At 57.6% G+C, this 24,961-nt stretch carries 21 protein-coding genes; 8 read left to right on the top strand and 13 right to left on the bottom strand.

Annotation, left to right across the window (positions count from 1 at the left end; all coding sequences use genetic code 11):
• The gene (leuS, locus tag EDB94_RS04255; RefSeq protein ID WP_108017932.1) at nt 1–2,586 is read right to left on the bottom strand and encodes a leucine--tRNA ligase; all 2,586 of its coding nucleotides are present in this window, start codon (nt 2,584–2,586) and stop codon (nt 1–3) included.
• A gap of 449 nt (nt 2,587–3,035) precedes the next feature.
• Between leuS and EDB94_RS04250 the strand changes: the two genes are divergently transcribed.
• A complete protein-coding gene (locus EDB94_RS04250) occupies nt 3,036–3,584 on the top strand; it encodes a zinc ribbon-containing protein (protein WP_041645366.1) in 549 nt (182 codons plus the stop codon).
• On the opposite strand, the gene lnt is transcribed toward EDB94_RS04250, so the two are convergent.
• The 5 genes from lnt to miaB all read right to left on the bottom strand — a co-directional run bounded on the left by lnt (nt 3,553) and on the right by miaB (nt 9,249).
• Nucleotides 3,553–5,115, bottom strand: coding sequence for an apolipoprotein N-acyltransferase (gene lnt / locus EDB94_RS04245; RefSeq protein ID WP_108017548.1), 1,563 nt, complete (start codon nt 5,113–5,115; stop codon nt 3,553–3,555). The genes EDB94_RS04250 and lnt overlap by 32 nt on opposite strands.
• A complete protein-coding gene (locus EDB94_RS04240; RefSeq protein ID WP_008170107.1) occupies nt 5,105–5,950 on the bottom strand; it encodes an HlyC/CorC family transporter in 846 nt (281 codons plus the stop codon). Before EDB94_RS04240 ends, lnt begins: the two co-directional genes overlap by 11 nt.
• Nucleotides 5,947–6,420, bottom strand: coding sequence for an rRNA maturation RNase YbeY (gene ybeY / locus EDB94_RS04235; RefSeq protein WP_108017547.1), 474 nt, complete (start codon nt 6,418–6,420; stop codon nt 5,947–5,949). Before ybeY ends, EDB94_RS04240 begins: the two co-directional genes overlap by 4 nt.
• Nucleotides 6,417–7,400: a PhoH family protein gene (locus tag EDB94_RS04230; protein WP_108017546.1), complete on the bottom strand. Its 984-nt coding sequence runs from the start codon at nt 7,398–7,400 to the stop codon at nt 6,417–6,419. The genes ybeY and EDB94_RS04230 overlap by 4 nt, the downstream gene beginning before the upstream one ends.
• A gap of 502 nt (nt 7,401–7,902) precedes the next feature.
• Entirely contained in the window at nt 7,903–9,249 is a 1,347-nt protein-coding gene (gene miaB / locus EDB94_RS04225) for a tRNA (N6-isopentenyl adenosine(37)-C2)-methylthiotransferase MiaB (RefSeq protein WP_108017545.1), read from the bottom strand.
• Nucleotides 9,250–9,457: 208 nt separating this feature from the next.
• On the opposite strand from miaB, the gene trmH reads away from it, so the two are divergent.
• The gene (trmH, locus tag EDB94_RS04220) at nt 9,458–10,195 is read left to right on the top strand and encodes a tRNA (guanosine(18)-2'-O)-methyltransferase TrmH (RefSeq protein WP_062781881.1); all 738 of its coding nucleotides are present in this window, start codon (nt 9,458–9,460) and stop codon (nt 10,193–10,195) included.
• A 162-nt stretch (nt 10,196–10,357) separates the two neighbouring features.
• On the opposite strand, the gene EDB94_RS04215 is transcribed toward trmH, so the two are convergent.
• From EDB94_RS04215 to EDB94_RS04200, 4 genes are all read right to left on the bottom strand, one after another.
• Nucleotides 10,358–11,374, bottom strand: coding sequence for a nucleoid-associated protein (locus EDB94_RS04215; protein ID WP_053112685.1), 1,017 nt, complete (start codon nt 11,372–11,374; stop codon nt 10,358–10,360).
• A 426-nt stretch (nt 11,375–11,800) separates the two neighbouring features.
• A complete protein-coding gene (cysN, locus tag EDB94_RS04210; RefSeq protein ID WP_053112684.1) occupies nt 11,801–13,459 on the bottom strand; it encodes a sulfate adenylyltransferase subunit CysN in 1,659 nt (552 codons plus the stop codon).
• A 1-nt stretch (nt 13,460) separates the two neighbouring features.
• Nucleotides 13,461–14,369, bottom strand: a complete 909-nt coding sequence (gene cysD, locus EDB94_RS04205; protein ID WP_014577758.1) for a sulfate adenylyltransferase subunit CysD — start codon at nt 14,367–14,369, stop codon at nt 13,461–13,463.
• A gap of 160 nt (nt 14,370–14,529) precedes the next feature.
• Nucleotides 14,530–14,940, bottom strand: a complete 411-nt coding sequence (locus EDB94_RS04200) for a PilZ domain-containing protein (RefSeq protein WP_008170127.1) — start codon at nt 14,938–14,940, stop codon at nt 14,530–14,532.
• A gap of 315 nt (nt 14,941–15,255) precedes the next feature.
• Between EDB94_RS04200 and rimO the strand changes: the two genes are divergently transcribed.
• Complete coding sequence (rimO, locus tag EDB94_RS04195; protein ID WP_108017544.1) at nt 15,256–16,602, top strand: 30S ribosomal protein S12 methylthiotransferase RimO; 1,347 nt, start codon at nt 15,256–15,258, stop codon at nt 16,600–16,602.
• A gap of 196 nt (nt 16,603–16,798) precedes the next feature.
• On the opposite strand, the gene gatB is transcribed toward rimO, so the two are convergent.
• From gatB to gatC, 3 genes are read right to left on the bottom strand one after another with little or no spacing between them, the layout of a single operon-like run.
• Complete coding sequence (gene gatB / locus EDB94_RS04190; protein WP_108017543.1) at nt 16,799–18,250, bottom strand: Asp-tRNA(Asn)/Glu-tRNA(Gln) amidotransferase subunit GatB; 1,452 nt, start codon at nt 18,248–18,250, stop codon at nt 16,799–16,801.
• 35 nt (nt 18,251–18,285) lie between these two features.
• A complete protein-coding gene (gatA, locus tag EDB94_RS04185) occupies nt 18,286–19,743 on the bottom strand; it encodes an Asp-tRNA(Asn)/Glu-tRNA(Gln) amidotransferase subunit GatA (RefSeq protein ID WP_108017542.1) in 1,458 nt (485 codons plus the stop codon).
• An 11-nt stretch (nt 19,744–19,754) separates the two neighbouring features.
• Nucleotides 19,755–20,042, bottom strand: coding sequence for an Asp-tRNA(Asn)/Glu-tRNA(Gln) amidotransferase subunit GatC (gene gatC / locus EDB94_RS04180; protein ID WP_014577753.1), 288 nt, complete (start codon nt 20,040–20,042; stop codon nt 19,755–19,757).
• Between the two features lie 374 nt (nt 20,043–20,416).
• Here gatC and EDB94_RS04175 point away from each other — a divergent pair, with 374 nt between their 5' ends.
• From EDB94_RS04175 to rng, 5 genes are all read left to right on the top strand, one after another.
• Nucleotides 20,417–21,457 carry a rod shape-determining protein gene (locus tag EDB94_RS04175; RefSeq protein ID WP_008170134.1) on the top strand — a complete coding sequence of 347 codons (1,041 nt, stop codon included), beginning with the start codon at nt 20,417–20,419 and terminating at the stop codon, nt 21,455–21,457.
• 92 nt (nt 21,458–21,549) lie between these two features.
• On the top strand, nt 21,550–22,383 hold the full coding sequence (gene mreC, locus EDB94_RS04170) for a rod shape-determining protein MreC (protein ID WP_404935308.1): 834 nt from the start codon (nt 21,550–21,552) through the stop codon (nt 22,381–22,383).
• Nucleotides 22,383–22,859, top strand: coding sequence for a rod shape-determining protein MreD (gene mreD, locus EDB94_RS04165; RefSeq protein ID WP_053112679.1), 477 nt, complete (start codon nt 22,383–22,385; stop codon nt 22,857–22,859). The genes mreC and mreD overlap by 1 nt, the downstream gene beginning before the upstream one ends.
• 2 nt (nt 22,860–22,861) lie before the next feature.
• Nucleotides 22,862–23,467: a nucleoside triphosphate pyrophosphatase gene (locus tag EDB94_RS04160; protein WP_108017540.1), complete on the top strand. Its 606-nt coding sequence runs from the start codon at nt 22,862–22,864 to the stop codon at nt 23,465–23,467.
• Nucleotides 23,464–24,945 (top strand): ribonuclease G, encoded by a 1,482-nt coding sequence (rng, locus tag EDB94_RS04155; protein ID WP_014577748.1) that lies wholly within the window; start codon nt 23,464–23,466, stop codon nt 24,943–24,945. Before EDB94_RS04160 ends, rng begins: the two co-directional genes overlap by 4 nt.
• The last annotated feature ends 16 nt before the right edge of the window (nt 24,946–24,961 follow it).

The following is a 24,961-nucleotide window of genomic DNA, read 5'->3' as shown; positions in this document are numbered from 1 at the left end:
TCAGTTAGCCACCACGTTCACCAGTTTGCCGGGGACCACGATAACCTTGCGCACCGTCGCTCCCTCGGTAAAGCGCATGACATTCTCGTTTTCCAGGGCGAGCTGTTCGAGGTCCGCCTTACTGATGTCGGCAGGCACGTCTTCTTTGGCCCGCACCTTGCCATTCACCTGCAGTACCACCTGGATCTGGCTGCGAACCATGGCGGCTTCATCGGCTTTTGGCCAGGGTGCATCAACCACGGGCTCCTGGTGGCCGAGCGCCTGCCAGAGGGTGTGGCAGATGTGCGGAACGATCGGCGACAGCACAAGCACTGCGGTGTCCAGCGCTTCCTGGCGTACCGCACGGTTCTGGGGTTCGTCACCCTGCAGTTTGCCGACCTCGTTAAGCAGCTCCATCACCGCGGCAATGGCCGTGTTGAAGGTCAGCCGACGGCTGATGTCGTCACTGACTTTGGCAATGGTTTCGTGAGTCTTGCGCCGCAGGTTTTTCTGGTCATCGCTCAGGCTTGCCGCGTCCAGAGCGGGTGCCGGGCCGGCGACGGCGTGTTCGTTCACCAGACGCCAGACCCGCTTGAGGAACCTGTGTGCGCCTTCAACACCGCTGTCCGACCACTCCAGGGACTGTTCTGGCGGGGCCGCAAACATCATGAACAGGCGAACCGTATCGGCGCCGTGCTCATCAATAATAGCCTGGGGATCGATACCGTTGTTCTTGGACTTGGACATCTTGGTGACGCCGCCGGAAACCACCGGCTCACCATCTTCCCTGTGTACTGCTCGAACGGGCTGCCCCTTTTCGTCACGCTCGACGGTCACGTCGGCGGGCGAAATCCATACCTTGCCGCCTTTGCCATCGTCGCGGTAATAGGTCTCCGCCAGAACCATGCCCTGGCAAAGCAGCCGGTTGAATGGCTCTGAACTGGTTACCAGCCCGACATCCCGCAGGAGCTTGTGGAAGAAGCGGGCGTAAAGCAGGTGCAGGATCGCGTGTTCAATGCCACCGATGTACTGATCCACCGGCAACCAATAGTTGGCTGCGGACGGGTCCAGCATGCCCTGGTCGTAATTGGGGCTGCAGAATCGCGCGTAGTACCAGGAGGACTCCATGAACGTATCAAAGGTGTCTGTTTCCAGCGTCGCCGGCTGGCCGTTGAACTCCGTCTTGCACCACTCAGGGTCGGCCTTGATGGGAGACTGGACACCGTCCATTTCCACATCTTCCGGCAGACGTACCGGCAGCTTGTCATCGGGCACCGGCATCTCTGTGCCATCTTCCAGGGTCATCATCGGGATCGGTGCACCCCAGTAACGCTGGCGGGATACGCCCCAGTCGCGCAGGCGGTAGTTGACGGTGCGCTTGCCGATATTCTGTTCTTCCAGGTAGCTGGCAATCTCGTCGAAGGCTTCCTCGCTGGTCAGGCCGCTGTATTTGCCAGAAGACACCAGCGTGCCTTTTTCGGTAAACGCTTCTTCCTGCACATCAATCTCGCGGCCATCGCGGGCGGCAATAACCTGCTTGATGGGCAGCTTGTATTTGCGGGCAAACTCATGGTCCCGCTCGTCGTGGCCAGGAACCGCCATCAGGGCACCGGTGCCGTAGTCAGTCAGCACGAAGTTGGCGACCCAGATCGGGATCTCTTCCTGGGTCAGCGGGTGAATTGCCTTAAAACCGGTGTCGATGCCGCGCTTTTCCATGGTGGCCAGCTCGGCCTCCGCGGTCTTGCTGTTTCGGCACTCCTCGACAAAGTCAGCCACGTCCCGATGGCGCTCCGCCGCCTCTTTCGCCAGCGGATGCTCTGCGGCCACGGCCATGTAGCTCACACCCATCAGGGTGTCGGGGCGCGTGGTGTAAACGGTCAGGCCACTGTCCCGGTCTTTCAGCGGGAAGGTCAGCTCGGTACCTTCAGACTTGCCGATCCAGTTGCGCTGCATGGTCTTGACCTGCTCAGGCCAGTCTTCCAGCTGGTCCAGATCGTTCAGCAGCTCTTCGGCGTAATCGGTAATGCGTATAAACCACTGGGGAATCTTCTTCTGTTCCACCAGGGCCCCGGAACGCCAGCCCCGGCCATCCACAACCTGCTCGTTGGCCAGAACCGTCTGATCCACCGGATCCCAGTTCACCGTGGACATTTTCTTGTACACCAGGCCCTTTTCGTACAGGCGGGCGAAGAACCACTGCTCCCAACGGTAATAATCCGGCTTGCAGGTAGCCAGCTCCCGGTCCCAGTCGTAACCAAAGCCCAACTGCTTGAGCTGGTTCTTCATATATTCGATGTTGGCGTAGGTCCACTTGGCCGGCGCGGTCTTGTTGGCAATGGCGGCGTTCTCGGCGGGAAGACCAAATGCATCCCAGCCCATGGGCTGCATCACGTTCTTGCCCTGCATGCGCTGATAGCGGGAAATCACATCGCCGATGGTGTAGTTACGGACATGCCCCATGTGCAGCTTGCCACTGGGGTAGGGGAACATGGACAGGCAGTAGTACTTGGGCTTGCCCGGCTCTTCCTTGACCATAAAGGTCTTGTTCTCTTCCCAGAAATCACGGGCATTCTGTTCTACGTCACGGGGATTGTATTGCTCGTCCATTCCTGCCATTACCGAAATTACCTTGTGTGGAAAAATAAAAGCCTGTATCAAAAATCACGTCCGGAGCGGGCCCGACATTCTAACGCACACTAGCCTTTACAGGTAGTCTGCCAATTTTCTGTTCTTGTGCCAGACTTGCTGATATGGGGGTAGCGCTGGCGGCGATGACTCCCCGGGACACGCCGTGAATACGTCCGTGTAGGCTTGATCGCAGCATCCATGCTGCTCACAGTCCCGGGGAGTCATCGCCGCCAGCGCCCCAGGCATAAGCAGTGGAGTCGGCAGGTGTTTTCCCAAGGTTTGGGAGACGGGCTTCGACCTCTCTTTCCGGGACTGTCTGCAGCATGGATGCTGCAGTCAAGCGTACAGGGATGTATTCACAGCGTGTCCCGGAAAGAGAGGACGCAGTCCGGCTCTTGCACCCAGATTTGCGGTATCAAGGAGTCAACATGACACAACCAGAAAGAAGTCATCTCTCAGGCAAGGCACTGGAAGTTTACGACCGTATGCTGGAGCGGGTAAAAACGCGTCTCCATGACCTGGAAGAAACATCGCTCCAGAACCTCGAAGAAGAGGTCCAGAAAGCGGTGGAGTTCGAGTACGAACTCGAGGAAATGACCCGGGATGAGGCAAACCTCCTGGGTGCTTATCTGCAGCGGGATCTTGAACACCTACTGCATTTTGTCGAGGAGACTGGTGAAGGCCTGAGCGAATGGTTGCAGCTTGATATCGCGCTGCTGGAACACCAGTTGGCGGACAGTTTGTTCTCGGTTGCTGATAAAACCGTCGTCGACTTCCTGGAACTCAGACAGAAACTGGAAAACAAGGAAGTGGGCCAGTACATTTCAGGCGAGGTGGCCACTGCTGGCATGTTCCAGTGCCTGAACTGCGGGCATATGCGCTGCCTGACAGCCACCAGCCACCTTGAACCCTGTGAAGCCTGCGGCTCCCACTACTACGAGCGGGTTACGAGCCGCTGGCCGAAACAGGAGGAATGACCCGCTCCCGGACAAAGACAATCAGAATGACCGCCAGGGTCAGGACGGGCCAGGAGCCGGTCTGCATGTAAGGCGTGCTGCCGGTGGCGGTGAACACCTTGCCAGTCAGGGTGGCGCGCTCGAAATGGGGGATGGTTTCGGTCAGCTGACCGCGGTTGTTAATGATCGCGGTGACGCCATTGTTGGTGCCGCGGAGCATGTAACGACCCGTCTCCAGAGCCCGCATTCTGGCAATCTGCAGGTGCTGCAACGGGCCAATGGAGTCGCCGAACCAGCCATCGTTGCTGATGGTCAGTAGCAGGCCCGCGCCCCGGGCATTGAAGGCGACGAAATCCGGGTAGGCGACTTCGTAGCAAATGAATGGCATCACATTGACGCCATTGGCCTTGAGTGGATCCTGCCACGCCGGTCCCCGGCTGAAATCGCTCATTGGCAAATCGAAGAAACCGATCAGGCCCCGCAGCACGCTTTGCAGTGGCACGTACTCGCCGAAAGGCACGAGCTTCTGCTTGTGGTAGATCCCTTCGCCATTGCCGATGGCCATGATGCTGTTGTGAAACGTGAAATCTTCAATACGGTCGCTGAAGCCGTACCAGGGTATTCCGGTAATCAGAGTACTGTTGTCGCCCAGCTGTTCACTGATGTGATCAATGATCTTGCCAGCCTGGTCCTGAGGGATCGGAATGGCGGTCTCGGGCCACAGGATCAGATCCGTATCCCAGTGATCCTCGGTCATGCCGAGGTAGGTGACGATCTGATCCTTCAGGAACTCGGGATCCCATTTGATCTGCTGGGGAATGTTGCCCTGCATGGCGGCAAACGAGGTAGGCTCCTCGTTTAGCTCCGTCCACTCGACACGGTTCATGGCCGGGGCAATCAGCCAGGGAATCAGCGCCACCGCAAGAGTGACGCCCGCAGCAACCGGCTTGGCGTGTTTCAGGAGCCACCAGCTCCCGTAGAGTGCGGCCCCTGTGGCCGTTATCCAGAAAGTGATGCCATGCACGCCGGTCAGAGGTGCCAGCCCGGCGAGCGGGCCGTCCGTATGTGCTGTGCCAAGATACAGCCAGGGAAAACCGGTAAGCAGCCAGCCCCGAAGCCAGTCGCCAAGTATCCAGATAGCGGGAAACAGTATCAGACGCCTGGCGGGACTCTCCTTGGCAAGCTTGCCCCAGAACCAGAACGCCAGGCCGTGGAACAGCGCCAGCCCTGCAACAAAGAGAACCGTCAACAAAACGGCAATCGGAATGGCGGTATTACCGTGTTCGCTGATACTGACGTAGACCCAGCTGGCGCCGCTGCCGAACAGCCCCAGGCCAGTAAGCCAACCGGCCCGGAAGAGCTTCTCTGGAGCCAGCGGAATCGTCACGAGGAGAATAAGAAGGACTGAAACCGGTCCCAGCCACCAGAGGTTGAACGGTGAAAAGGTCAGGGTTTGCATGGCGCCGGCAACCAGAAGGGCTGCTGCGCCAAGTAATGCGTTTGAGGAAAGCGGGGTCTTCAGCGCTCTGGTATTTTTCGCGTCACTGTTCACTTCGGGTTACCTGCAGCAGACGGATTACACGGTTATCGGCGTTGGCAATGGTAAAGCGCAAACCGCCGAATTCAACCGATTCGCCCCGTCTGGGCAGGTGTCCGAATTCCTTGAGAACCACGCCACCGATGGTGTCGAATTCCTCTTCGTCCAGTTCGGTCTCGAAGAATTCATTAAAATCATCAATGGGTGTTACCGCTTTTACGGCATAGCTGCCATCGCCCCGGGCCTTGATGTGGGTCTCTTCATCAAAATCATGCTCATCTTCGATTTCGCCCACAATTTGTTCCAGCACGTCTTCAATGGTGATCAGGCCGGCCGTACCACCGTATTCGTCCACCACAATGGCCATGTGGTTACGGTTTTCCTTGAATTCCTTGAGCAACTGGTTCAGACGCTTGCTCTCGGGCACGAAAGTGGGCGGGCGCAGAATTTCCCGGATACGATTCCAGTTGAGGTCGTTGTTCAGAGCCAGGGGAAGCAGATCCTTGGCCAGAAGAACGCCAATCACGTCGTCCTGGCTGTCCCCGATGACCGGGAACCGGCTGTGTGCAGAATCCATGATCTCGCCCAGGAACTCCTTGGGCTCCTGGGATGCCTTAACGGTGACCATCTGGGAGCGGGGAATCATGATCTCATCCACCCGCATGTCGATCACCTGCATGGCACCTTCGATGATGCTCATGGCATCAACATCGATGATGTTCTGGGACTCGGCGTCCCGCAGGATTTCCAGCACGTCCTCAACGGACTCAGGCCCGCTGGAGAAGGCCTGGGATATACGTTCCAGCCAGGACTTGCCGCCCTGACTGCGACTCGACTGATCGTCGCTCATGAGTCTTGTTCCGTTTCCTCTGCTTCGTAGGGATTGCCGAATCCGAGCTGCGCAAGCAGTCGGACTTCGAGGGCTTCCATGACCTCGGCATCTTCGTCTTCAATATGATCAAAACCCTGGAGATGCAACATGCCGTGCACCACCATGTGCGCCCAGTGGGCGACCAGGTTTTTTTCCTGTTCCATGGCCTCTTTCTCGACAACCGGTGCACATATCACCAGATCTCCGGCCAATGGCACCGTTATACCGGCTGGCGCCTCAAATGGGAAGGACAACACGTTGGTCGGGTAGTCCCGCCCACGGTACTGATGATTCAGGGCCTGACTTTCTTCGGTTCCGACAATACGGACCGTCACCTCGGACGGATCCTCGCCCTGCCAGGCAAGTTGCGCCCATTTTTGAACCTGCGTCTCCGAAGGTATCCCTGGCGCCTCAAAAACCTGCTGAAAATCCACAGTCAGCTTATTCACTGGCCCGTCGCACTCCCGTCGTCAAAGGAATCGTAGGCCTCAACAATCCGCTGTACCAGCGGGTGCCGAACAACGTCCTTTGCTTCGAACCGTGTGAACCCAATACCCGATACCTTGCTCAGAACCCCGGCAGCGTGAATAAGCCCCGAATTCTGACCCCGTGGCAGGTCTACCTGAGTGGTGTCGCCGGTAATCACAGCCGTGGAGCCAAAGCCGATCCGGGTCAGAAACATCTTCATCTGCTCCCGGGTGGTGTTCTGGCTTTCGTCCAGAATGATGAACGAGTTGTTCAGCGTGCGGCCGCGCATGAACGCCAGCGGCGCAATCTCGATCACGCTTTTCTCAATCAGCCGGGTAACCTGGTCAAACCCAAGCATTTCATAGAGAGCGTCGTACAGCGGGCGCAGGTATGGGTCGACCTTTTGCGCGAGGTCGCCGGGAAGAAAACCAAGCTTCTCGCCGGCCTCGACCGCGGGCCGAACCAGCAAAATCCGCTTTACCTGCTCGTCTTTCAGGGCCTCAACGGCACAGGCCACTGCCAACCAGGTCTTGCCGGTACCCGCCGGCCCAATCCCGAAGTTAATATCGTGGGTGCGGATGTTATGAACATACTTCTGCTGGTTCGCACCCCGGGGCTTGGCCTGAAGCTTGGGGGTCTTGATGACCGTCACAGCGCCATCGTAGGGCACGTCGTCGGGCAGGCGTTCAAAACCGGTTTCCCGGATAAACAGATGCACGGTATCCGGAGGAAGGTCATCGGTAGCCTCGGTTTCCCGATAGAGATGCCGGATAACCTCAACGGCCGCCGCCACATGCTCGGTCTCACCCTCAACTCGGAAATGGTGGCCGCGCCTGCCGACTTTCACGTGCAGGCGTTTTTCAATCATCTTCAGGTTTTCATCAAACTGGCCACAAAGCGTCGCCAGCCGACGCTGGTCCACCGGGTGCAGGTCAAATTGTCTGTGATCGTTGGCGTTCAAAAGTGCTCCGTTTGGTTTACTCCCCTGGGTTTTTCGTTTGGGAGTACGTATTTCTGATGTTCGGTTAACGGGCAAGGGCCGGAGGGGCTTTCCAAAAAACGCCCGTAAATACGTCCCTGTAGGGCTCGGTCGCGCCATCCCTGGCGCTCCACGTTTTTGGAAAGCCCCTCCGGCCCTTGCCCTTTAAGTTCTATGTGCAGGCCCGAATGCTAAAAAACAAGTAAATCGGAGTAGCCGGAGGCGCAATCCGACAGGTTAACTCGTAACAGGCACATTGTTGGATCACGACTTCGTCTAATCCAAGCTGGGGCCCTGTGCATTGCCTTCTGGTTTTGGCATGCAACGGAGCAATCAGCGGAGAGCGGTGGGGCCTTCTTCCCAAAAATGTCGGCGGCCAAGGATGGCCGGCGCCAAGCGAACATGGATGTGCTCGTAGCGGTTTTTGGGAGGGGAGCCCCACCACTCGCCAAACTCCAAACCCAAGACGAATAGGACCCGAGCTTTAGTAAAACTCGGAATTCACGGGCACACCGCGAAGTGAGTTGGGATAGGCCTCCACAATATCGACATCAATAAAGTGCCCAACAACCTCCGGATTCTCGTGCCGGAAATTCACAATCCGGTTGTTCTCGGTACGCCCTGCGTATTCGCCAGGGTCCTTCTTGGACAGGCCAGTCACCAGAATCCGCTGGGTGCTACCAACCATCTTGCGGCTGATGTCCATCACGCTCTGGTTCAGGCGATCCTGCAGGATGCTCAGACGCTGCTTCTTCACATCCAATGGCGTATCGTCCGGCAGGTCTGACGCCGGTGTGCCCGGACGGGCGCTGTATACGAAGCTGAAGGACATGTCGAAGCCGATGTCGTTGATCAGCTTCATGGTGTCTTCAAAGTCCTTCTCGGTTTCGCCCGGGAAGCCGATGATGAAGTCCGACGAGAAACTGATATCCGGGCGGATCTTGCGCAGGCGGCGGAGTTTGGATTTGTACTCCAGCGCTGTATGGCCGCGCTTCATGGCCGCCAGGATGCGGTCGGAACCGCTCTGAACTGGCAGATGCAGATGGCTGACCAGCTCCGGAACCCGCTCGTACACGTCAATCAGAGCATCCGAGAATTCCACCGGGTGGGACGTGGTGTAACGGATGCGATCAATGCCGTCGATGGTGGCGATCAGCTCGATCAGTTCCGCCAGGTCCATCGTGTCGCCGTCGTGGGTTTCGCCACGGTAGGCATTCACGTTCTGGCCCAGCAGGTTAACCTCGCGAACACCCTGGCTGGCGAGGTGGGCCACTTCGGCGATCACATCGTCTGCCGGGCGGCTGACTTCTTCACCGCGGGTATAGGGCACCACGCAGAACGTGCAGTACTTGCTGCAGCCTTCCATGATTGAAACAAACGCGGAAGGGCCGTCTGCGCCGGGCTCGGGCAGGTTGTCGAATTTTTCGATTTCCGGGAAGCTGACGTCCACCACGCCAACACCGTTACCCTTGGCGCGCACTTCGGTAATCATGTCCGGCAGGCGATGCAGGGTCTGGGGGCCGAAGACCATGTCCACGTAAGGTGCGCGGTCAATGATCGCCTGGCCTTCCTGGGAAGCCACACAGCCACCCACGCCGATTATCATTTCCGGCTTTTTGCTTTTCAGCTTTTTCCAGCGGCCAAGCTGGTGGAACACCTTCTCCTGGGCTTTTTCCCGAATGGAGCAGGTGTTCAGCAGCAGGATGTCGGCGTCATCGGGTGAATCGGTCATTTCGACGGTTTCACCGGTTTTGAGCAGGTCTGCCATGCGGGCAGAGTCATACTCGTTCATCTGACAGCCGTGGGTTTTGATGTACAGCTTCTTGGCCATGGGTCTCACGTAATCTGATGGATGTTGCGCCGGGAACTGGTGTTTGAAACGGGGCGCCAGCAAAAAGGAACTGCGTATTATAACGGGGTGCTTAAACTTCAACCACCTTTGTCTCGGCTAGTTGCTAGTTCGGTTGTGGTACTATTTGGCGCTTATGGTTTCGACGAGCCTCACGATAAATCCTTCAACCTAATACCCAAACACCAAAATGACCCCCGAACGCCTCTCCCGGATCAAACAAACCCTGAACACCCGGCAACCGGATCTGAGCGTCCTCACCGACCAGGTTCATAAACCCCGGAACCTCTCCGCCATCATTCGCTCCTGCGATGCTTTCGGCCTGGCCAACATGCACGTGGTCTGGCCCAAGGAAGGATTTCGGGCTTTCCGGAAAACCGCCGGAGGCAGCTACAACTGGGTCACCACCCACACCCACCGGAGCATGGAAGCAGCGGTTTCCGCGCTGAAAGGGCAGGGCCACAAGCTATACGCCGCACAGCTCTCCGACCGGGCCATTGATTTCCGGGATGTGGATTACACCCTGCCGTGCACGATAATCCTGGGTAACGAAGTGGATGGCGTCAGCGTTGATGCCGCGGCTCAGGCTGACGAGCACATCGTTATCCCAATGATGGGGATGGTGGAGTCGCTGAATGTATCGTCTGCCTGCGCGATTGTCCTGTCCGAAGCCCAGAGGCAGCGGAAGCTGGCCGGCATGTTCGATCAGCGCCGGATGCCGGATGACGAGTACAACCGCCTTTTATTCTGTTGGTGTCAGCCCACCGTCAAACGCTACTGCGACGACCGCAATTTGCCGTACCCGCCGATAGACCCGGAAACGGGTGAGTTGGTCGACGGTGTGGGCTGGATGCAGGAAGTAAGAAAGTTAAGGGCGAATCGCCCACGGTGGGATGACGAACCCAAAGTCACCGCAGATGAGCAATAAAAAGAAAATTACTCTTCTGTGAGATCGGTCCGGGGGTGGGAGGTCTTTTCTGTCGGGAAAAGATGTCTGAGCGAAGCGAGTTGCTTTTCCCAGAAGAAAAGGCCTCCCACCTCTGGACCAGCCCCCAAATCGAGCAGGCTACTTAGCAAAAGCTAGAGCCCATCACTCCTCGCGAGCCTCAAGATACCGCTGAAGCTGCTCCCGCAAAGCCTTGGGAAGCCGGGTAATCGTCAGGGCATCTTTGTCGCGGTCGTAGTAAACCGCCTGATTCACCAGGTCGGAAGAGAAGGACACGCTCATTCCGCCTCCGGAGCCTGCAATCCGTACCAGCTTTTTCACTTTCCGATGGTCCGGGTGCAGCACGCCGCTTTCCGGCAGTTCAGCAGTTTTTGAGGCAAACTCCTTGAAGCGTTGCGGCTCACTCTCGTCCAGGTAGCCGGACAATGCCTCGATTTCGACCGGCTCGCCCAGGGCATGCTGCTCCTTACAGAACTCATAGGCCTTGTTGCGAACCTCGCCGGCTTTTTCGGGCTCCGAGGACTTGGCAAAAGCTTCCACCGCATCCAGGAAGGTCATGGTTTCCTTTTCCACATCCACCTGATTGGTAAACCCACACAAACGGATGAACAGCTCGCCCGGCTCACCCGTTCCTCGGCCATGAACCAGGGTGAGATAGTTCTCCGCGGGGTTGTTGCCGCGCCAGTCGTCCAGCTCGATGCGAACGGCCAGATTCAGGCGAGACAGGCTAAGGACGTCGGTCGCATCCAGTGACTGGTTGCCATCGAACCGCATGGCGCTGTCGGTTTCCAGGATAAACAGGTAAACCACTTCGGCGTCCGCTAGGGCATCGTGGACGATCATCAGATGGCCATCGAACTCTTCCTGACTGCCGGTCAGGAGCTCCTGCCATTGTCCGAACAGGCGGTCGGTCATGGCGCCGAAGGTTTGCTTGTCTTCCAGGTAGTCTTTCAGCCAGGCGCTGAACGGGCACTCGCCCAGGTCTTCGGAAAACCGGCCGTATTTCTTACCGGGCTTGCTGTTGAACAGGCGCTTCATCTGCTTGTGCAGGCCCTCGTAATCGCCACCGGGCTCCTGCAGGGCCTCACCGGTCACAAGGCGGGCAGGCTGGCCCGGCTGGTACTGGCTGGCGAAGGCAGTGCGGAGATGTTTGATGGCCATTTTGCAGCTCCTGTTCGTTGTTTCGGTTAACTCAGAGAGGCGGGATTCTGCCACGTTCTGGTGTTGGATTCATTCGTAGTCTGCTGGTTCTGGGGGTGGGACGCAGGGCAGGTAGGTCTTTTTCTTGCGAAAAAACAACTCGCTTCGCTCAGACATTTTTTTCTCCAGAAAAAGACCTACCTGCCCCACGTCCACGGGCCTTTAAGCGGTCCGCCCAACGCAGTAGTTGAATCTTTCTCCACATTTTTGCTTCGAGAATTGGCAACAGAGTATGCCGGCGGTGGGGTGGGGGTATCTTTTTCTGCCGGGAAAAGATGTCTGAGCGAAGCGAGTTGCTTTTCACAAAGAAAAAGATACCCCCACCCCGGCGCCAGCCACTAAAGTAGCCAGCCACCGAAGTAGGGATATCTCCAGTCAGTTCAAAGCTTAGACCCGCTTGCTGCGAATCAACTCCTGCACAAGTTTGCCAACAGCCTCAGGAATCTCCTGCTCGTTGTCGGCGGTTGTTGCGGCGTTGGCGATGTCAGTGCCCAGGTTAACGGCAATGGCAACCAGGCCGTGGGAAGTCAGAAGCTGGGCCACGCGGCGGCGTTCGTCGGCATCGCCGGCGTTTTCTTCGGTGACCACCACGGCGGTTTTGCCCTGGTCGAACAGCGCACGCTCAACGGCGAGAGCCAGTGCCGGCGCCTGGCGACCATTACAGGCAATGATCGCCGGTTTCTGGGCCAGTCGGCGCTCGCGTTCTTCCACAGAAACCGGATCGAGCGATTCGCCGGAATCTGCCAGGCCGGCCACCATGCCTGCACCGATGGTGACGTTGGAGAGCCGGTCGATCACGATGAAGCTGCCTGTGGCGTGGTTGCGCTGGTAGGCGTCGAAGGCGATGGGCTGGTTCAGGGTCAGCTCGCACAGGCCGATTTCGTTCAGCTGGAGCTGGCTTGGGTTGGCCTGCTGTTCCAGGGTGTTTACGTCGGTCTGGTGGTGGATCTTTTTCACCGTGCCGGAGGTAAAGGTCGGTCCCAGCTTGATGTCGTACAGGCGGCCGGTTTCCAGGGGGGCGTCGGTCATCCAGACGATATTGGCGTTGAAGCGGTTGCCCACTTCGGGCTCATCTTCCACCTTGACCAGCATATCGCCGCGACTGATGTCGATTTCATCGGTCAGGGTGAGGGTGACCGCCTGGTCAATGTAGGCCTCTTCGAGATTGCCATCGAAGGTGACAACTTCCTTGACCGTGCTGGTGCGCCGCGAGGGCAGGGCCATCACTTGTTCGCCCGGGCGGATCACGCCGGAGGCGATGGTGCCGCAGAAGCCCCGGAAATTGAGGTTCGGTCGGGTAACGTACTGAACCGGGAAGCGGAAATGCTCCAGGTTCTTGTCCCGGCCCACTTCCACGGTTTCGAGAATCTCCATCAGGGGCTGGCCGGTGAACCAGGGTGTGTTCTCGCTTTTGTTTACCACGTTGTCGCCTTCAAGGGCGGACAGCGGCACAAAACGGATATCTTTCAGGCCCAGCTTGGCGGCAAACGCCAGGTAATCGTCTTTGATTTCGTTGAAGCGCTCTTCGCTGAAATCCACCAGATCCATCTTGTTCACGGCCACTACGATGTGCCGAATACCCAGCAGAGACGCGATGTAGGAATGGCGCCGGGTTTGGGTGAGAACACCGTGGCGGGCGTCGATCATCAGGATCGCGACCTGGGCGGTAGACGCGCCGGTGGCCATGTTACGGGTGTACTGTTCATGGCCCGGGGTGTCAGCGATGATGAACTTGCGCTTGTCGGTGGAGAAGTACCGGTAGGCCACATCGATTGTGATGCCCTGTTCGCGCTCGGCCTGCAGGCCGTCGACCAAGAGGGCAAGGTCGAGTTTCTCGCCCGTCGTTCCCATCTTGGCGCTGTCGGTTTTCAGGCTGGCCATGTGATCTTCGTAGATCATCTTGGTGTCATGAAGCAGGCGGCCGATCAGGGTGCTCTTGCCGTCATCCACGCTGCCGCAGGTGAGCAGGCGCAGGAGCTCCTTGTTTTCGTGCTGTTTCAGGTAGGCCTGAATATCTTCTGCAATCAGATCAGACTGGTGTGACATCTTAGAAATACCCTTCCCGCTTTTTCTGTTCCATGGAGCCGGCTGAATCGTGGTCGATTACCCGACCCTGGCGCTCGGAGCTCTTGGCCAGCAACATTTCCTGGATAATGTCAGGAAGCGTGTTGGCTTCGGATTCGATGGCGCCTGTCAGCGGGTAGCAGCCCAGGGTCCGGAAGCGGACCGATTTCATCATTGGTTTCTCGCCTTCCTTCAATGGCATACGGTCGTCGTCCACCATGATCAGGGTGCCATCGCGCTCAACGACCGGGCGTTCGGCAGCATAGTAGAGCGGAACGATGTCGATGTTCTCAAGGTAGATGTATTGCCAGATATCCAGTTCCGTCCAGTTGGACAGCGGAAACACCCGGATACTCTCGCCCTTGTTGATCTTGCCGTTGTAGATATTCCACAACTCGGGACGCTGGTTCTTGGGATCCCAGCGATGGTACTCATCCCGAAACGAATACACGCGTTCCTTGGCCCGGGATTTTTCCTCGTCTCGGCGGGCACCGCCGAAGGCTGCATCAAACTTGTACTTGTCGAGCGCCTGTTTCAGGGCCTGGGTCTTCATGACATCGGTATGTTTCGCGCTGCCGTGAGTAAACGGCCCGATTCCCTGATCCACGCCTTCCTGGTTGGTGTGCACAATCAGGTCGAGGCCGAACTTCTCAGCGACGTTGTCCCTGAACTTGATCATGTCCCGGAATTTCCAGGTCGTATCAATGTGCATCAACGGAAAGGGCGGCTTACCCGGGTAAAAGGCCTTCAGGGCCAGGTGAAGCATTACCGCGGAGTCCTTGCCGATGGAATACAGCATTACCGGATTGTCGAACTCGGCTGCCACTTCCCGGATGATGTGGATGCTTTCCGCTTCCAGCTGTTTCAGGTGCGTGAGGTTGTATGTGGTCATGATAATCCGTTGCCGCCGTGCGGGCCGTGTTGGCTGTGCGAATGAATACGGCAACTATACCAGAGGGGATAAGGGCATAAGAAGACGGCCAACTAGACATTGGCGTTATAACAATATAGCAGTGGTGGGACCTGGTCGTTCGTCAGCAGGCAGGTCGAGGTCAGGCCGGATTGCGGGAGTCAGCCAACAGTTTGGCAACGTATCGATCGACGTAATCGAAGCCGTTACCTTCAAACTCAGCGAACTGGATGCCCAGCTGAAACTCGTCCCTTGCGATGCGTCGCATGTGAACGATGTTGCCGTCGGCAATAATGGAAACCGGTTGCGTTGCAACGACCGGCACGGAGAATCGGGTCTTCACGGCAATCCAGTGTCCTGGAGCCGGGGCCTTTTGCTCGGGAATGAGTTGTTTCACCGTTTCCTGATTACAGGAAATCATGACGCCCGTGCGGGAGAGATTGGATACCGAACAGGTCAGGCAGCAGCCGTCCGATTTCTCAATAGTAATGTCGGTGGCTACGTCCACTCGCTGTTGGTTGCGCAAATTCAATTTGGCGGCGACAGGTTTCATGTTGACTCTTCTGGCGTGTCTGGTTGCGAATGATGCTGCCTTTCCCATAAATCCCTTCCAGAAAAACACTTAAACGCATGATAAGCGAATGAAAGTGTAGTTGTTTACTTTGTGATCAGCAAGAAGCCTGCCGCCTATAGTGGCAGATTTGTTAAATCTTTCTGAACAAGACGTCACAAATTTTGACGTCCGTCAGTTTCCATCCGTTCCAATACTCGTCGGACTTTTGCTGCAGGCGGTCCCTGAGCTGGTGTAAAATATCGCCCTTCATTCATTTGTGGGCTCGCGCTGAGCTCCGGGAATTCCAAGCCTTCTATGACAGATAACACCCAGATCCCCGCCTCGTCCGGCAACGGCAAAGTCGGTTTCATCAGCCTCGGTTGTCCCAAGGCTCTCGTCGACTCCGAGCGCATTCTCACGCAGCTCAGGCTGGACGGCTACGACGTTGTCCCGACCTATGACGACGCCGACATTGTTGTGGTCAACACCTGCGGATTTATCGATGCCGCCAAACAGGAGTCGCTGGATGCGATCGGTGAGGCCATCAGCGAAAACGGCAAGGTGATTGTCACCGGTTGTATGGGTGTAGAGGCCGACAAGATTCGCGATACTCACCCGGGTGTGCTGGCGGTTTCCGGCCCCCACGCCTATGAAGAAGTGGTCGGCGCGGTTCACCAGTTCGTTCCGCAGAAAAAGCAGCACGATCCGTTCACCGACCTGGTTCCGCCGCAGGGAATCAAACTGACCCCGCGGCACTACGCCTACCTCAAGATCTCCGAAGGTTGTAACCATCGCTGCACCTTCTGCATCATCCCCTCCATGCGCGGTGATCTGGTCAGTCGGCCCATTGGCGATGTGATGGACGAAGCCCAGCGCCTGGTGGATGCCGGTGTAAAAGAGCTGCTGGTCATCTCCCAGGATACCTCCGCCTACGGCGTCGACACCAAATACCGCACCGGCTTCTGGCAAGGGCGGCCGCTCAAGACCAAGATGCAGTCACTGTGCGAAGCGCTCGGCGAAATGGGCGTGTGGGTACGCCTGCACTACGTTTATCCCTATCCTCATGTCGGCGACATCATTCCGCTGATGGCCGAGGGAAAAATCCTGCCGTACCTGGACATCCCGTTCCAGCACGCCAGCCCAAAAGTACTCAAGGCCATGAAGCGCCCGGCCCACGACAGCAAAACCCTGGAGCGCATCCGCAAATGGCGTGAGATCTGCCCCGAACTCACCATCCGCTCCACCTTCATCGTCGGCTTCCCCGGTGAAACCGAGGAGGACTTCCAGTACCTGCTGGACTGGCTCGACGAGGCTCAACTGGATCGTGTTGGCGCGTTCAAATACAGCCCGGTGGAGGGCGCCAAAGCCAACGAACTGGAAGGTGCGGTTCCCGAGGAAGTCAAAGAAGAGCGCCTGGCCCGTTTCATGGAAAAACAGGCAGAGATTTCAGCAGCCCGCTTGCAGGCCAAAATCGGCCAGACGATTGATGTGCTGATTGATGAAGTCGACGAGGAGGGTGCTATCGGTCGGTCGAAGGCTGATGCGCCGGAGATCGACGGCATGGTTTACCTTAACGACGAGACCGACCTTGTTCCGGGTGAGATTGTTCAGGCGGTTGTTGAGCATGCCGATGAGCATGATCTTTGGGCCCGTTTGGTCTGAACTACCGAGCGTTATCGCAGGGATCCATGGCCTTGGCGGGCAGCTTCTCCCAAAAATGTCGGCGGCCAAGGATGGCCGACGCCAAGCGCACATGGATGTGCTCGTAGCGGTTTTTGGGAGAAGCTGCCCGCCGAGGCTTTCCCCAGTTCCAACAGGCTAGGGCCACAGACAAAAGCTGCGACCCAAAGCCAGAAGGTCACCCCCCAAGCTTGCGAACAAGAATCTCGTTGAAAAGCTTCGGGTTCCCCTGGCCTTTAGAAGCTTTCATCAGCGGCCCCATAAAGCCACCAAGCATCTTCTTTCGCTTCTTGGGGTCTTCCTCGTTCTGATACTGCGCCACCTGGTCCGGCATGCCCGCCAGAACCTCATCTACCATGGCTTCCAGGGCGCCGGTGTCAGACACCTGCTTCAGACCCTTGGCATCGATGATGGCGTCTACGCTGTCGTTCTCACCAGACCACAACGCCTCGAACACCTTCTTTGCGCCGGCGGATGAGATCGTATTGTCGGCAATCCGTACCACCAAATCGCCCAGCTGAGCGCCGCTGATGGGCGAATCGGCAACCGATTTCTCCTCTGCATTCAGGCGCGCAGAGAATTCGCCCTGGATCCAGTTGGCGACCAGTTTTGCGTCTTTGCCCTGGCTGGCCGCTTCTTCAAAGAAAGTGGCCAGTTTCGAGTCGCCGCTTAGCAGGCCGGCGTCGTAGTCATTCAGGCCGTACTGCTCCATAAAGCGGGTTTTACGAGCGTCCGGCAGTTCCGGAAGGCTGTTGCGAGCTTCCTCAATAAAGGAATCATCGATTTCCACCGGCAGCAGGTCCGGGCAGGGGAAGTAGCGGTAGTCGTTGGCTTCTTCCTTGGTGCGCATTGAGCGGGATTCGTCACGGTCGCCGTTGTACAGGCGGGTTTCCTGCACGATGTTGCCGCCGTCTTCCAGTATGTCCATCTGCCGCTCGACTTCGTGGGCGATGGCCTGCTCCATGAACCGGAACGAGTTCAGGTTTTTGGTCTCGGTCCGTGTGCCCAGCGTGTCGGAGCCCCTCGGCTTCAACGAAATGTTGACGTCAAAACGCATAGAGCCCTGGGACATATCGCCGTCGCAGATGCCCAGCGACGTCACGATGCTGTGCAGCTTCTTGGCAAAAGCAACGGCTTCTTCCGCGTTGTTCATATCCGGTTCGGTGACCACTTCGATCAGTGGGGTGCCCGCGCGGTTAAGATCGACGCCGGTCATGCCGTGGAAATCCTCGTGCAGGGACTTGCCGGCATCTTCTTCCAGGTGGGCGTGATGGATGCGAACGCGCTTGGTCTCACCGTTTGGCAGATCAATATCCACGAAACCGGGGCCGACAATCGGACGCTCCAGCTGGGTGGTCTGATAGCCTTTCGGCAGATCCGGATAAAAGTAGTTTTTCCGCTCGAACATGGAGCGGCGCTCAATCTCCGCATTCACTGCCAGGCCAAACATGACCGCGTAGCGGAAAGCCTGCTCGTTGGGGACCGGCAGCGTGCCGGGCATGGCCAGGTCAACGGCGTTGGCCTGCGTGTTGGGCTCGGCGCCGTAAGCGGTGCTGGAGCCTGAAAAAATCTTGGTCTTGGTGGCGAGCTGAACGTGAATTTCCAGCCCGATCACAATGTCCCACTGCATAGTTGCTATCTCCTGTAAGGGGGCCTGTCCCGGGCTTATTGCGGTTCACGCTGGTGCCAGTCGGTCACCTGCTGGAATTGATGGGCGGCATTCAGCAAACGGGCCTCGGAGAAATAATCCCCGATGATCTGAAGACCCACCGGGAGACCGTCCACGAAACCGGCCGGTACAGACATGGCCGGTACACCCGCCAGGTTGATGGCGATGGTGAATACGTCTTCCAGGTACATGGTCACAGGATCGCTGGTTTTTTCACCCTGAATAAATGCCGGCGAGGGTGTGGTGGGGCTCATCAGCACATCCACTTCCTTGAAGGCATTGATGAAATCCTGCTGAATCAGCCGCCGAACCTTCTGGGCCTTGAGATAATAGGCATCGAAATAGCCGGCCGAGAGAGCGTAGGTGCCCACGAGAATCCGACGTTTCACCTCTTCGCCAAAACCCTCCGCGCGGGAGCGGGTGTAAAGATCCATCAGATCCTTGGGATCCTCGCAGCGGTAGCCATAGCGAACCCCGTCAAAACGGGACAGGTTGGCGGACGCCTCTGCTGGAGCAATTACATAGTAGGCAGCAATCGCGAGCTTCGCGTTTGGCAGCGATACCTCTTTAACCGTGGCGCCCAGTTTCTCGTATTCCTTTACTGCGTTGCGAATCTGCTGCTCCATCGCCGGGCTTAGTTGGTCGCTAAAGTACTCCTTCGGCAGGCCAATCTTCAGACCTTTCAGCGGCTCGTTCAGGGTGGCCGTGTAGTCCGGAACCTCACGGTCAATGGATGTTGAGTCTTTCGGATCAAAGCCGGCCATCACATTCAGCATCAGTGCATTGTCTTCCGCTGTGCGAGCCATGGTGCCGCCTTGGTCGAGACTGGAGGCAAAGGCAATCATCCCGTACCGGGACACCCGGCCATAAGTGGGCTTCAGGCCAGTAACACCACACAGTGCCGCTGGCTGACGGATCGAGCCGCCAGTATCCGTGGCGGTAGCTGCCGGAATCAGTCGAGCGGCAACCGCCGCAGCCGACCCGCCCGATGAACCGCCCGGCACCCGCTTATTACCTTCACTCAGGCCCCAGGGGTTGGTCACTGCACCAAAAAAACTGTTCTCGTTGGACGACCCCATGGCGAACTCATCCATGTTGGTCTTGCCCAGACACACGGCCCCTGCCTCACGGAAGTTAGAAGTGACAGTCGCATCGTAAGGGGGGACAAAGTTCTCCAGCATCTTGGAGCCGCAAGTCGTGCGAACGCCGTTGGTGCAGAAAATGTCCTTGTGCGCGAAAGGAACGCCCGTCCAGGGCGTCGCATTTCCGGCTGCCCGCTTCTCATCCGCCGCCCGGGCATCGGCCAGGGCCTGCTCTTCGGTCACGGTGATAAAGCTGTTGTACTTCGAATCTTCCCGCTTGATGCGGTCGAGGAACTCCTGGGTCAGCTCCACGCTGGAGACCTGGCCGCTATCCAGGTCCCGGGAAAGCTCTGCTACGGATTTGTTATGCATGACGTGTCCTTTCACTCGATCACTCGGGGAACCAGATAAAGCCCGTTCTCGGTAGCCGGCGCAATCGCCTGGAACGCTTCCCGCTGATTGGTCTCGGTTACCTCGTCAGCGCGCAGGCGCTGGACTGCATTCAACGGGTGGGCCATGGGCTCAACCGAATCGGTGTCGGCAGCCGCCAGCTGATCCACCAGATCCAGAATATTGCCCAGATCCTTCTCCAGAGCCGAAACCTGCTCGTCATCCACACGAATGCGGGCGAGCACAGCGACTTTCTCAATGTCCTCACGGGAAATGGTCACGCATTGCCTCCCAGGTAAATGAAATGTCGGTAATAAATCTTTTGAAAACGAGGGCCAAACCTGAGCTTCGGGGCCGTTCGGGGAATCCTTTTCAAAACTGTAGAGGGCCATGGATGGCCCGAAACAAGCCCACATGGATGTGCTCGTAGCGTGTTTTGAAAAGGATTCCCCGAATGGCCCTTCACCAGGGCCAGAAAACCAAAGCGAGTATGGTAACAGATTCGAACAATGGCGGGAGGCCCCAGCCCATAAGGTAAATGTGTGAACCGTAAGGCTTGGGGCCCGTTCGCGCCTTGCCTGCAGGGGTGCTCACTGCTAAAGTTGCCGCATCTTTTCTTTGCGACTGCAACTCTCAGGTTGAAACTACACGAATGTTGATAAAAAGACTCCGAGGCATCTTCTCCAGCGATCTGTCCATCGACCTGGGCACCGCCAACACCCTGATCTACGTGCGTGAGCGCGGAATCGTGCTGAACGAGCCCTCGGTAGTGGCCATTCGCACCAATAATTCCCAGAAAATGGTTGCCGCTGTTGGCGCTGAAGCCAAGCGCATGCTCGGCCGTACCCCGGGCAACATCACCGCGATCCGCCCCATGAAAGACGGCGTGATTGCAGATTTTGTGGTAACCGAAAAAATGCTCCAGCACTTTATTCATAAGGTGCATGAGAACAGCTTCATTACCCCGAGCCCGAGAGTACTGGTGTGCGTGCCCAGCAAGTCTACCCAGGTAGAGCGCAAGGCCATTCGCGAGTCCGCCCTCGGTGCTGGCGCCCGGGAAGTCTTTCTGATCGAAGAGCCCATGGCCGCCGCCATTGGTGCCGGTCTGCCAGTTGAAGAAGCCAGCGGCTCCATGATCGTGGACATCGGCGGTGGTACCACCGAGATCGCCATTATTTCCCTGAACGGCATCGTTTACGCAGAGTCTGTCCGGGTGGGCGGTGACAAATTCGACGAAGCCATCGTAACCTACGTGCGTCGCAACTACGGCAGCCTGATCGGTGATTCTACTGCCGAGCGTATCAAGCACGAAATCGGTTGCGCATACGAAGGCCTCGAAATCCGCGAGATCGATGTGCGCGGTCGCAACCTCGCCGAGGGTGTGCCCCGGGCATTTACCCTCAACAGCGAAGAGATTCTCGACGCGCTGCAGGAATCCCTGGCGCAGATCGTTCAGACCGTCAAGAGTGCTCTGGAACAGTCTCCGCCCGAGCTGGCGTCCGACATTGCCGAGCGCGGTATTGTTCTGACCGGCGGCGGCGCACTGCTGCGCGGGCTGGACAAACTGATCAGTGAGGAAACCGGCTTGCCGGTGATTATCGCTGAAGACCCGCTGACCTGTGTGGCCCGTGGTGGCGGCAAGGCGCTGGAAGTGATTGACCGGGGTGGCATCGGAATGTTCTCTCAGGAGGGATAATCCTGTGGGGAGGGCTCGCCATTAAAACCATCTTTGTCCAGGGGCCTGTTCCCGGCTTCAGACTCCTCATCGTTCTTCTCGTATCGGCAGCCCTGGTGGTTGCCGATGCGCGTTTCGACAAGCTCTCAACGGTGCGAAGTACCATTGCAACCGGTCTGGCACCCGTGTACTGGCTGGGGAATGCGCCCTACGAATTTTCCGACTGGTTCGCCGGGCTGTTTGAAAATAAACAGGATCTTCAGGAAGAGAATGAAGATCTCCGGGCCCGTTTGCTAATCCTCGAGCGTCGCGCCCTGAAATACGCCGCGCTTGCTTCCGAGAACAACGAGCTGCGCCGCCTGATGAACTCATCAGAAGTATTGGATGACCGCGTCATCGTTGGCGAGGTGGTCGGTGTCTCCCCGGATCCCTTTTCCCACGAGATTATTATCAACAAAGGGCGCAGTGACGGCTTGTCGCCGGGCCAGGCCATTCTGGACGCCCATGGTCTGATGGGCCAGGTGGTGCAGAGCAGCCAGATTACCTCCCGCGTCTTGCTCGTCTCCGACAGCAGCCACGCCGTTCCGGTGGAGGTTGTGCGTAACGGTTTGCGCGCCATCCTGCTGGGTACCGGCGATACGGATACCCTGGATCTCGTTCATGTGCCGGATACGGCAGATATTCGCGAGGGCGACCTGCTTGTCAGTTCCGGTCTTGGTGGCCGTTTTCCGAGGGGCTACCCGGTCGCGGAAGTCAGTCGAATATCCAAGGAGCCGGGCGAACCTTTTGTCTCCATTGAAGCCACACCCAAGGCGCAACTGAATCAGAGCCGTCTGGTGCTGGTAGTATTCCCTTCGGAAAATGCCGCGCCGATCGAAACCGACGAGGGTGAGGGCGCATCCGCTGCCAACGTCGCCGAAGATGCCAGCCAGGGAGGACAGGACTGATGTTGTCAGTAATCAGCTATCCGGTCTTTGTGCTTTCCGTGATCGTTGCCCTGGTGTTCAGTATTTCCCTGTTTCCTGTGGGCTGGTTCGAGTTCCGCCCGGAGTGGTTGGGGCTGGTCGTTTTCTACTGGACATTCCGGGCTCCGGCCCAGTTCGGCATCCTGCTGGCCTGGTGTCTGGGCCTGCTTCTGGATGTGCTGGAAGCCACGCCTCTTGGCGTGAACGCCATGGCGATGGCCCTGATCGCTTTCCTGGTGCTTACTATCCACCAGCGTTTGCGCATGTATCCAATGCCCCAGCAGTGCCTGATGGTGTTCCTGTTGTTGGGCATCAATCAGATGCTGGTGCATTTCGTAAAGCAATTGCTGGGGGCTGATGATGCTGGCTTCAGCTACCTCTGGCCGGCCCTGACCAGCGCCCTGGTATGGCCGGTATTCTGTATCCTGCTGGACAACATTAACCGCAAACTGGGTTAGCCATGCCATCAATCATTCTCGCCTCGGCTTCGCCGCGCCGGGCGGAGCTGTTGCAGCAAATCGGCCTGAATTTTTCGGTTCGTCCGGCGGACATCGACGAAACACCGGAGCCCGATGAAACCCCGGAACACTATGTGGAACGTTTGGCCCGGGAGAAGGCGCTGGTTGTGGCTGGGTCCTCGCCGGAATGCCTGGTACTTGGGTCGGATACATCGGTGGTGCTCGCTGGCGAGATACTCGGTAAGCCGTCAGACTTCACCGAAGCCCGGGAAACACTGGCCCGCCTCTCCGGCGCCACCCATCAAGTCATGACTGCCGTGGCGTTGGCCTCAGAAGGGCAATGCCAGTCTGTTCTGGTCATCACCGAAGTTTGTTTCAGGCAGCTTTCCACCGCAGAGATCGACGCCTACGTGGCCAGCGGCGAACCCATGGACAAGGCCGGGAGTTATGGAATTCAGGGCCTTGGTGGTATTTTTGTTAATGAGCTCCGGGGTAGCTACAGTGCCGTGGTTGGTCTGCCGCTGCAGGAAACCGCCGCATTGCTGGCTGGTGCCGGTTACCCGGTCTGGAAAAACTGGCCGCGCAGTCTGGAGAGCCAAACATTATGAGTGAAGAGATTCTTATCAACGTCACCCCGGTGGAAACGCGGGTGGCCCTGGTTGAAAACGGCATGCTGCAGGAAGCCTACATAGAGCGCACCAGCAGGAAAGGCATTGTCGGGAACATCTACAAGGGCAAAGTGGTGCGTGTTTTACCGGGCATGGAAGCGGCGTTCGTCGATATTGGTCTGGAGCGGGCTGCATTCATCCATGCCTCCGATGTGGTTCCGAGTCAGTCCAATGGCGATGAGCCCGCCGACACCCCCAAAACCGTTCCTGATATTCGCAGCCTTCTTCGCGAAGGTCAGTCCCTGGTCGTCCAGGTTACCAAGGACCCGATCGGTACCAAGGGCGCCCGGCTTACCACGCAGCTTTCAATTCCGTCGCGGTATCTGGTGTTTATGCCAGGCGTTAGCCACGTTGGTATTTCGCAGCGAATTGAGGACGACACCGAGCGGGCCCGGCTGAAAACGCTCGTTGAGGAGGCCGCCGCCGAGGATCAGGATGTTCAGGGCGGCTATATCATCCGGACGGCCGCGGAAGCGGCGTCACCTGAGGATCTTATTGGCGACATGGCTTATCTGCACCGGTTAAGCCAGTCCATACACGAACGGATTGCCCGGGTTCAGGCGCCGGCGGTTGTGTATCAGGATCTGCCGTTGTTCATTCGGACCATCCGTGACCTGATCCGGCCCCAGACCGAAAAGGTGCGTATCGACAGCCGCGAGAGTCATCAGCGGGTGATGGAGTTTGTCGAGGAGTTCGTTACGGAATTTGCTGACAAGGTCGAGTACTACCCCGGTGAGCGCCCCATTTTCGACCTTTACTCGGTCGAGGACGAAATCCAGAAGGCCCTGAGCCGAAAGGTCCAGCTCAAGTCCGGTGGTTATGTGATTATCGACCAGACCGAAGCCATGACCACGATTGATATCAATACCGGGGCTTTCGTCGGGCACCGGAATCTGGAAGAAACCATCTTCAAGACCAACCTGGAAGCGGCTCGGGCCATCAGTCGTCAGCTGCGCCTGCGAAACCTGGGCGGCATTATCATCATCGATTTTATCGACATGGAAGATCCCGAGCACCAGCGCCAGGTCCATCGGATGCTGGAGAAGATGCTGGAGCGGGATCACGCCAAGACCAAGATCACCGGCGTCTCCGAGTTGGGCCTGGTGGAAATGACCCGCAAACGAACCACAGAGAGCCTTGGTCAGGTGCTCTGCGAACCTTGCCCCATCTGCGATGGACGGGGTTTTCTGAAAACCACCGAGACCGTTTGCTATGAGGTTTTCCGGGAAATTCTCCGGGTAAATCGCGCCTATGATGCCGAGAGCTATCTGGTGATGGCCTCCCAGAGCGTGGTAGATCGCCTGCTGGATGAGGAATCCGATAACGTGGCCGATCTTGAAACCTTTATCAGCAAGACCATTCGCTTCCAGGTGGAGCCCTTCTACAGCCAGGAGCAGTACGATGTTGTTCTGCTCTGATGCCGGGAAACTGCGC

Source organism: Marinobacter sp. 3-2 (assembly GCF_003751355.1).
GTDB lineage: Bacteria > Pseudomonadota > Gammaproteobacteria > Pseudomonadales > Oleiphilaceae > Marinobacter > Marinobacter adhaerens.
Note: the sequence above shows the minus strand (reverse complement) of the source record. Positions and strands in the feature narration are given on the sequence as shown.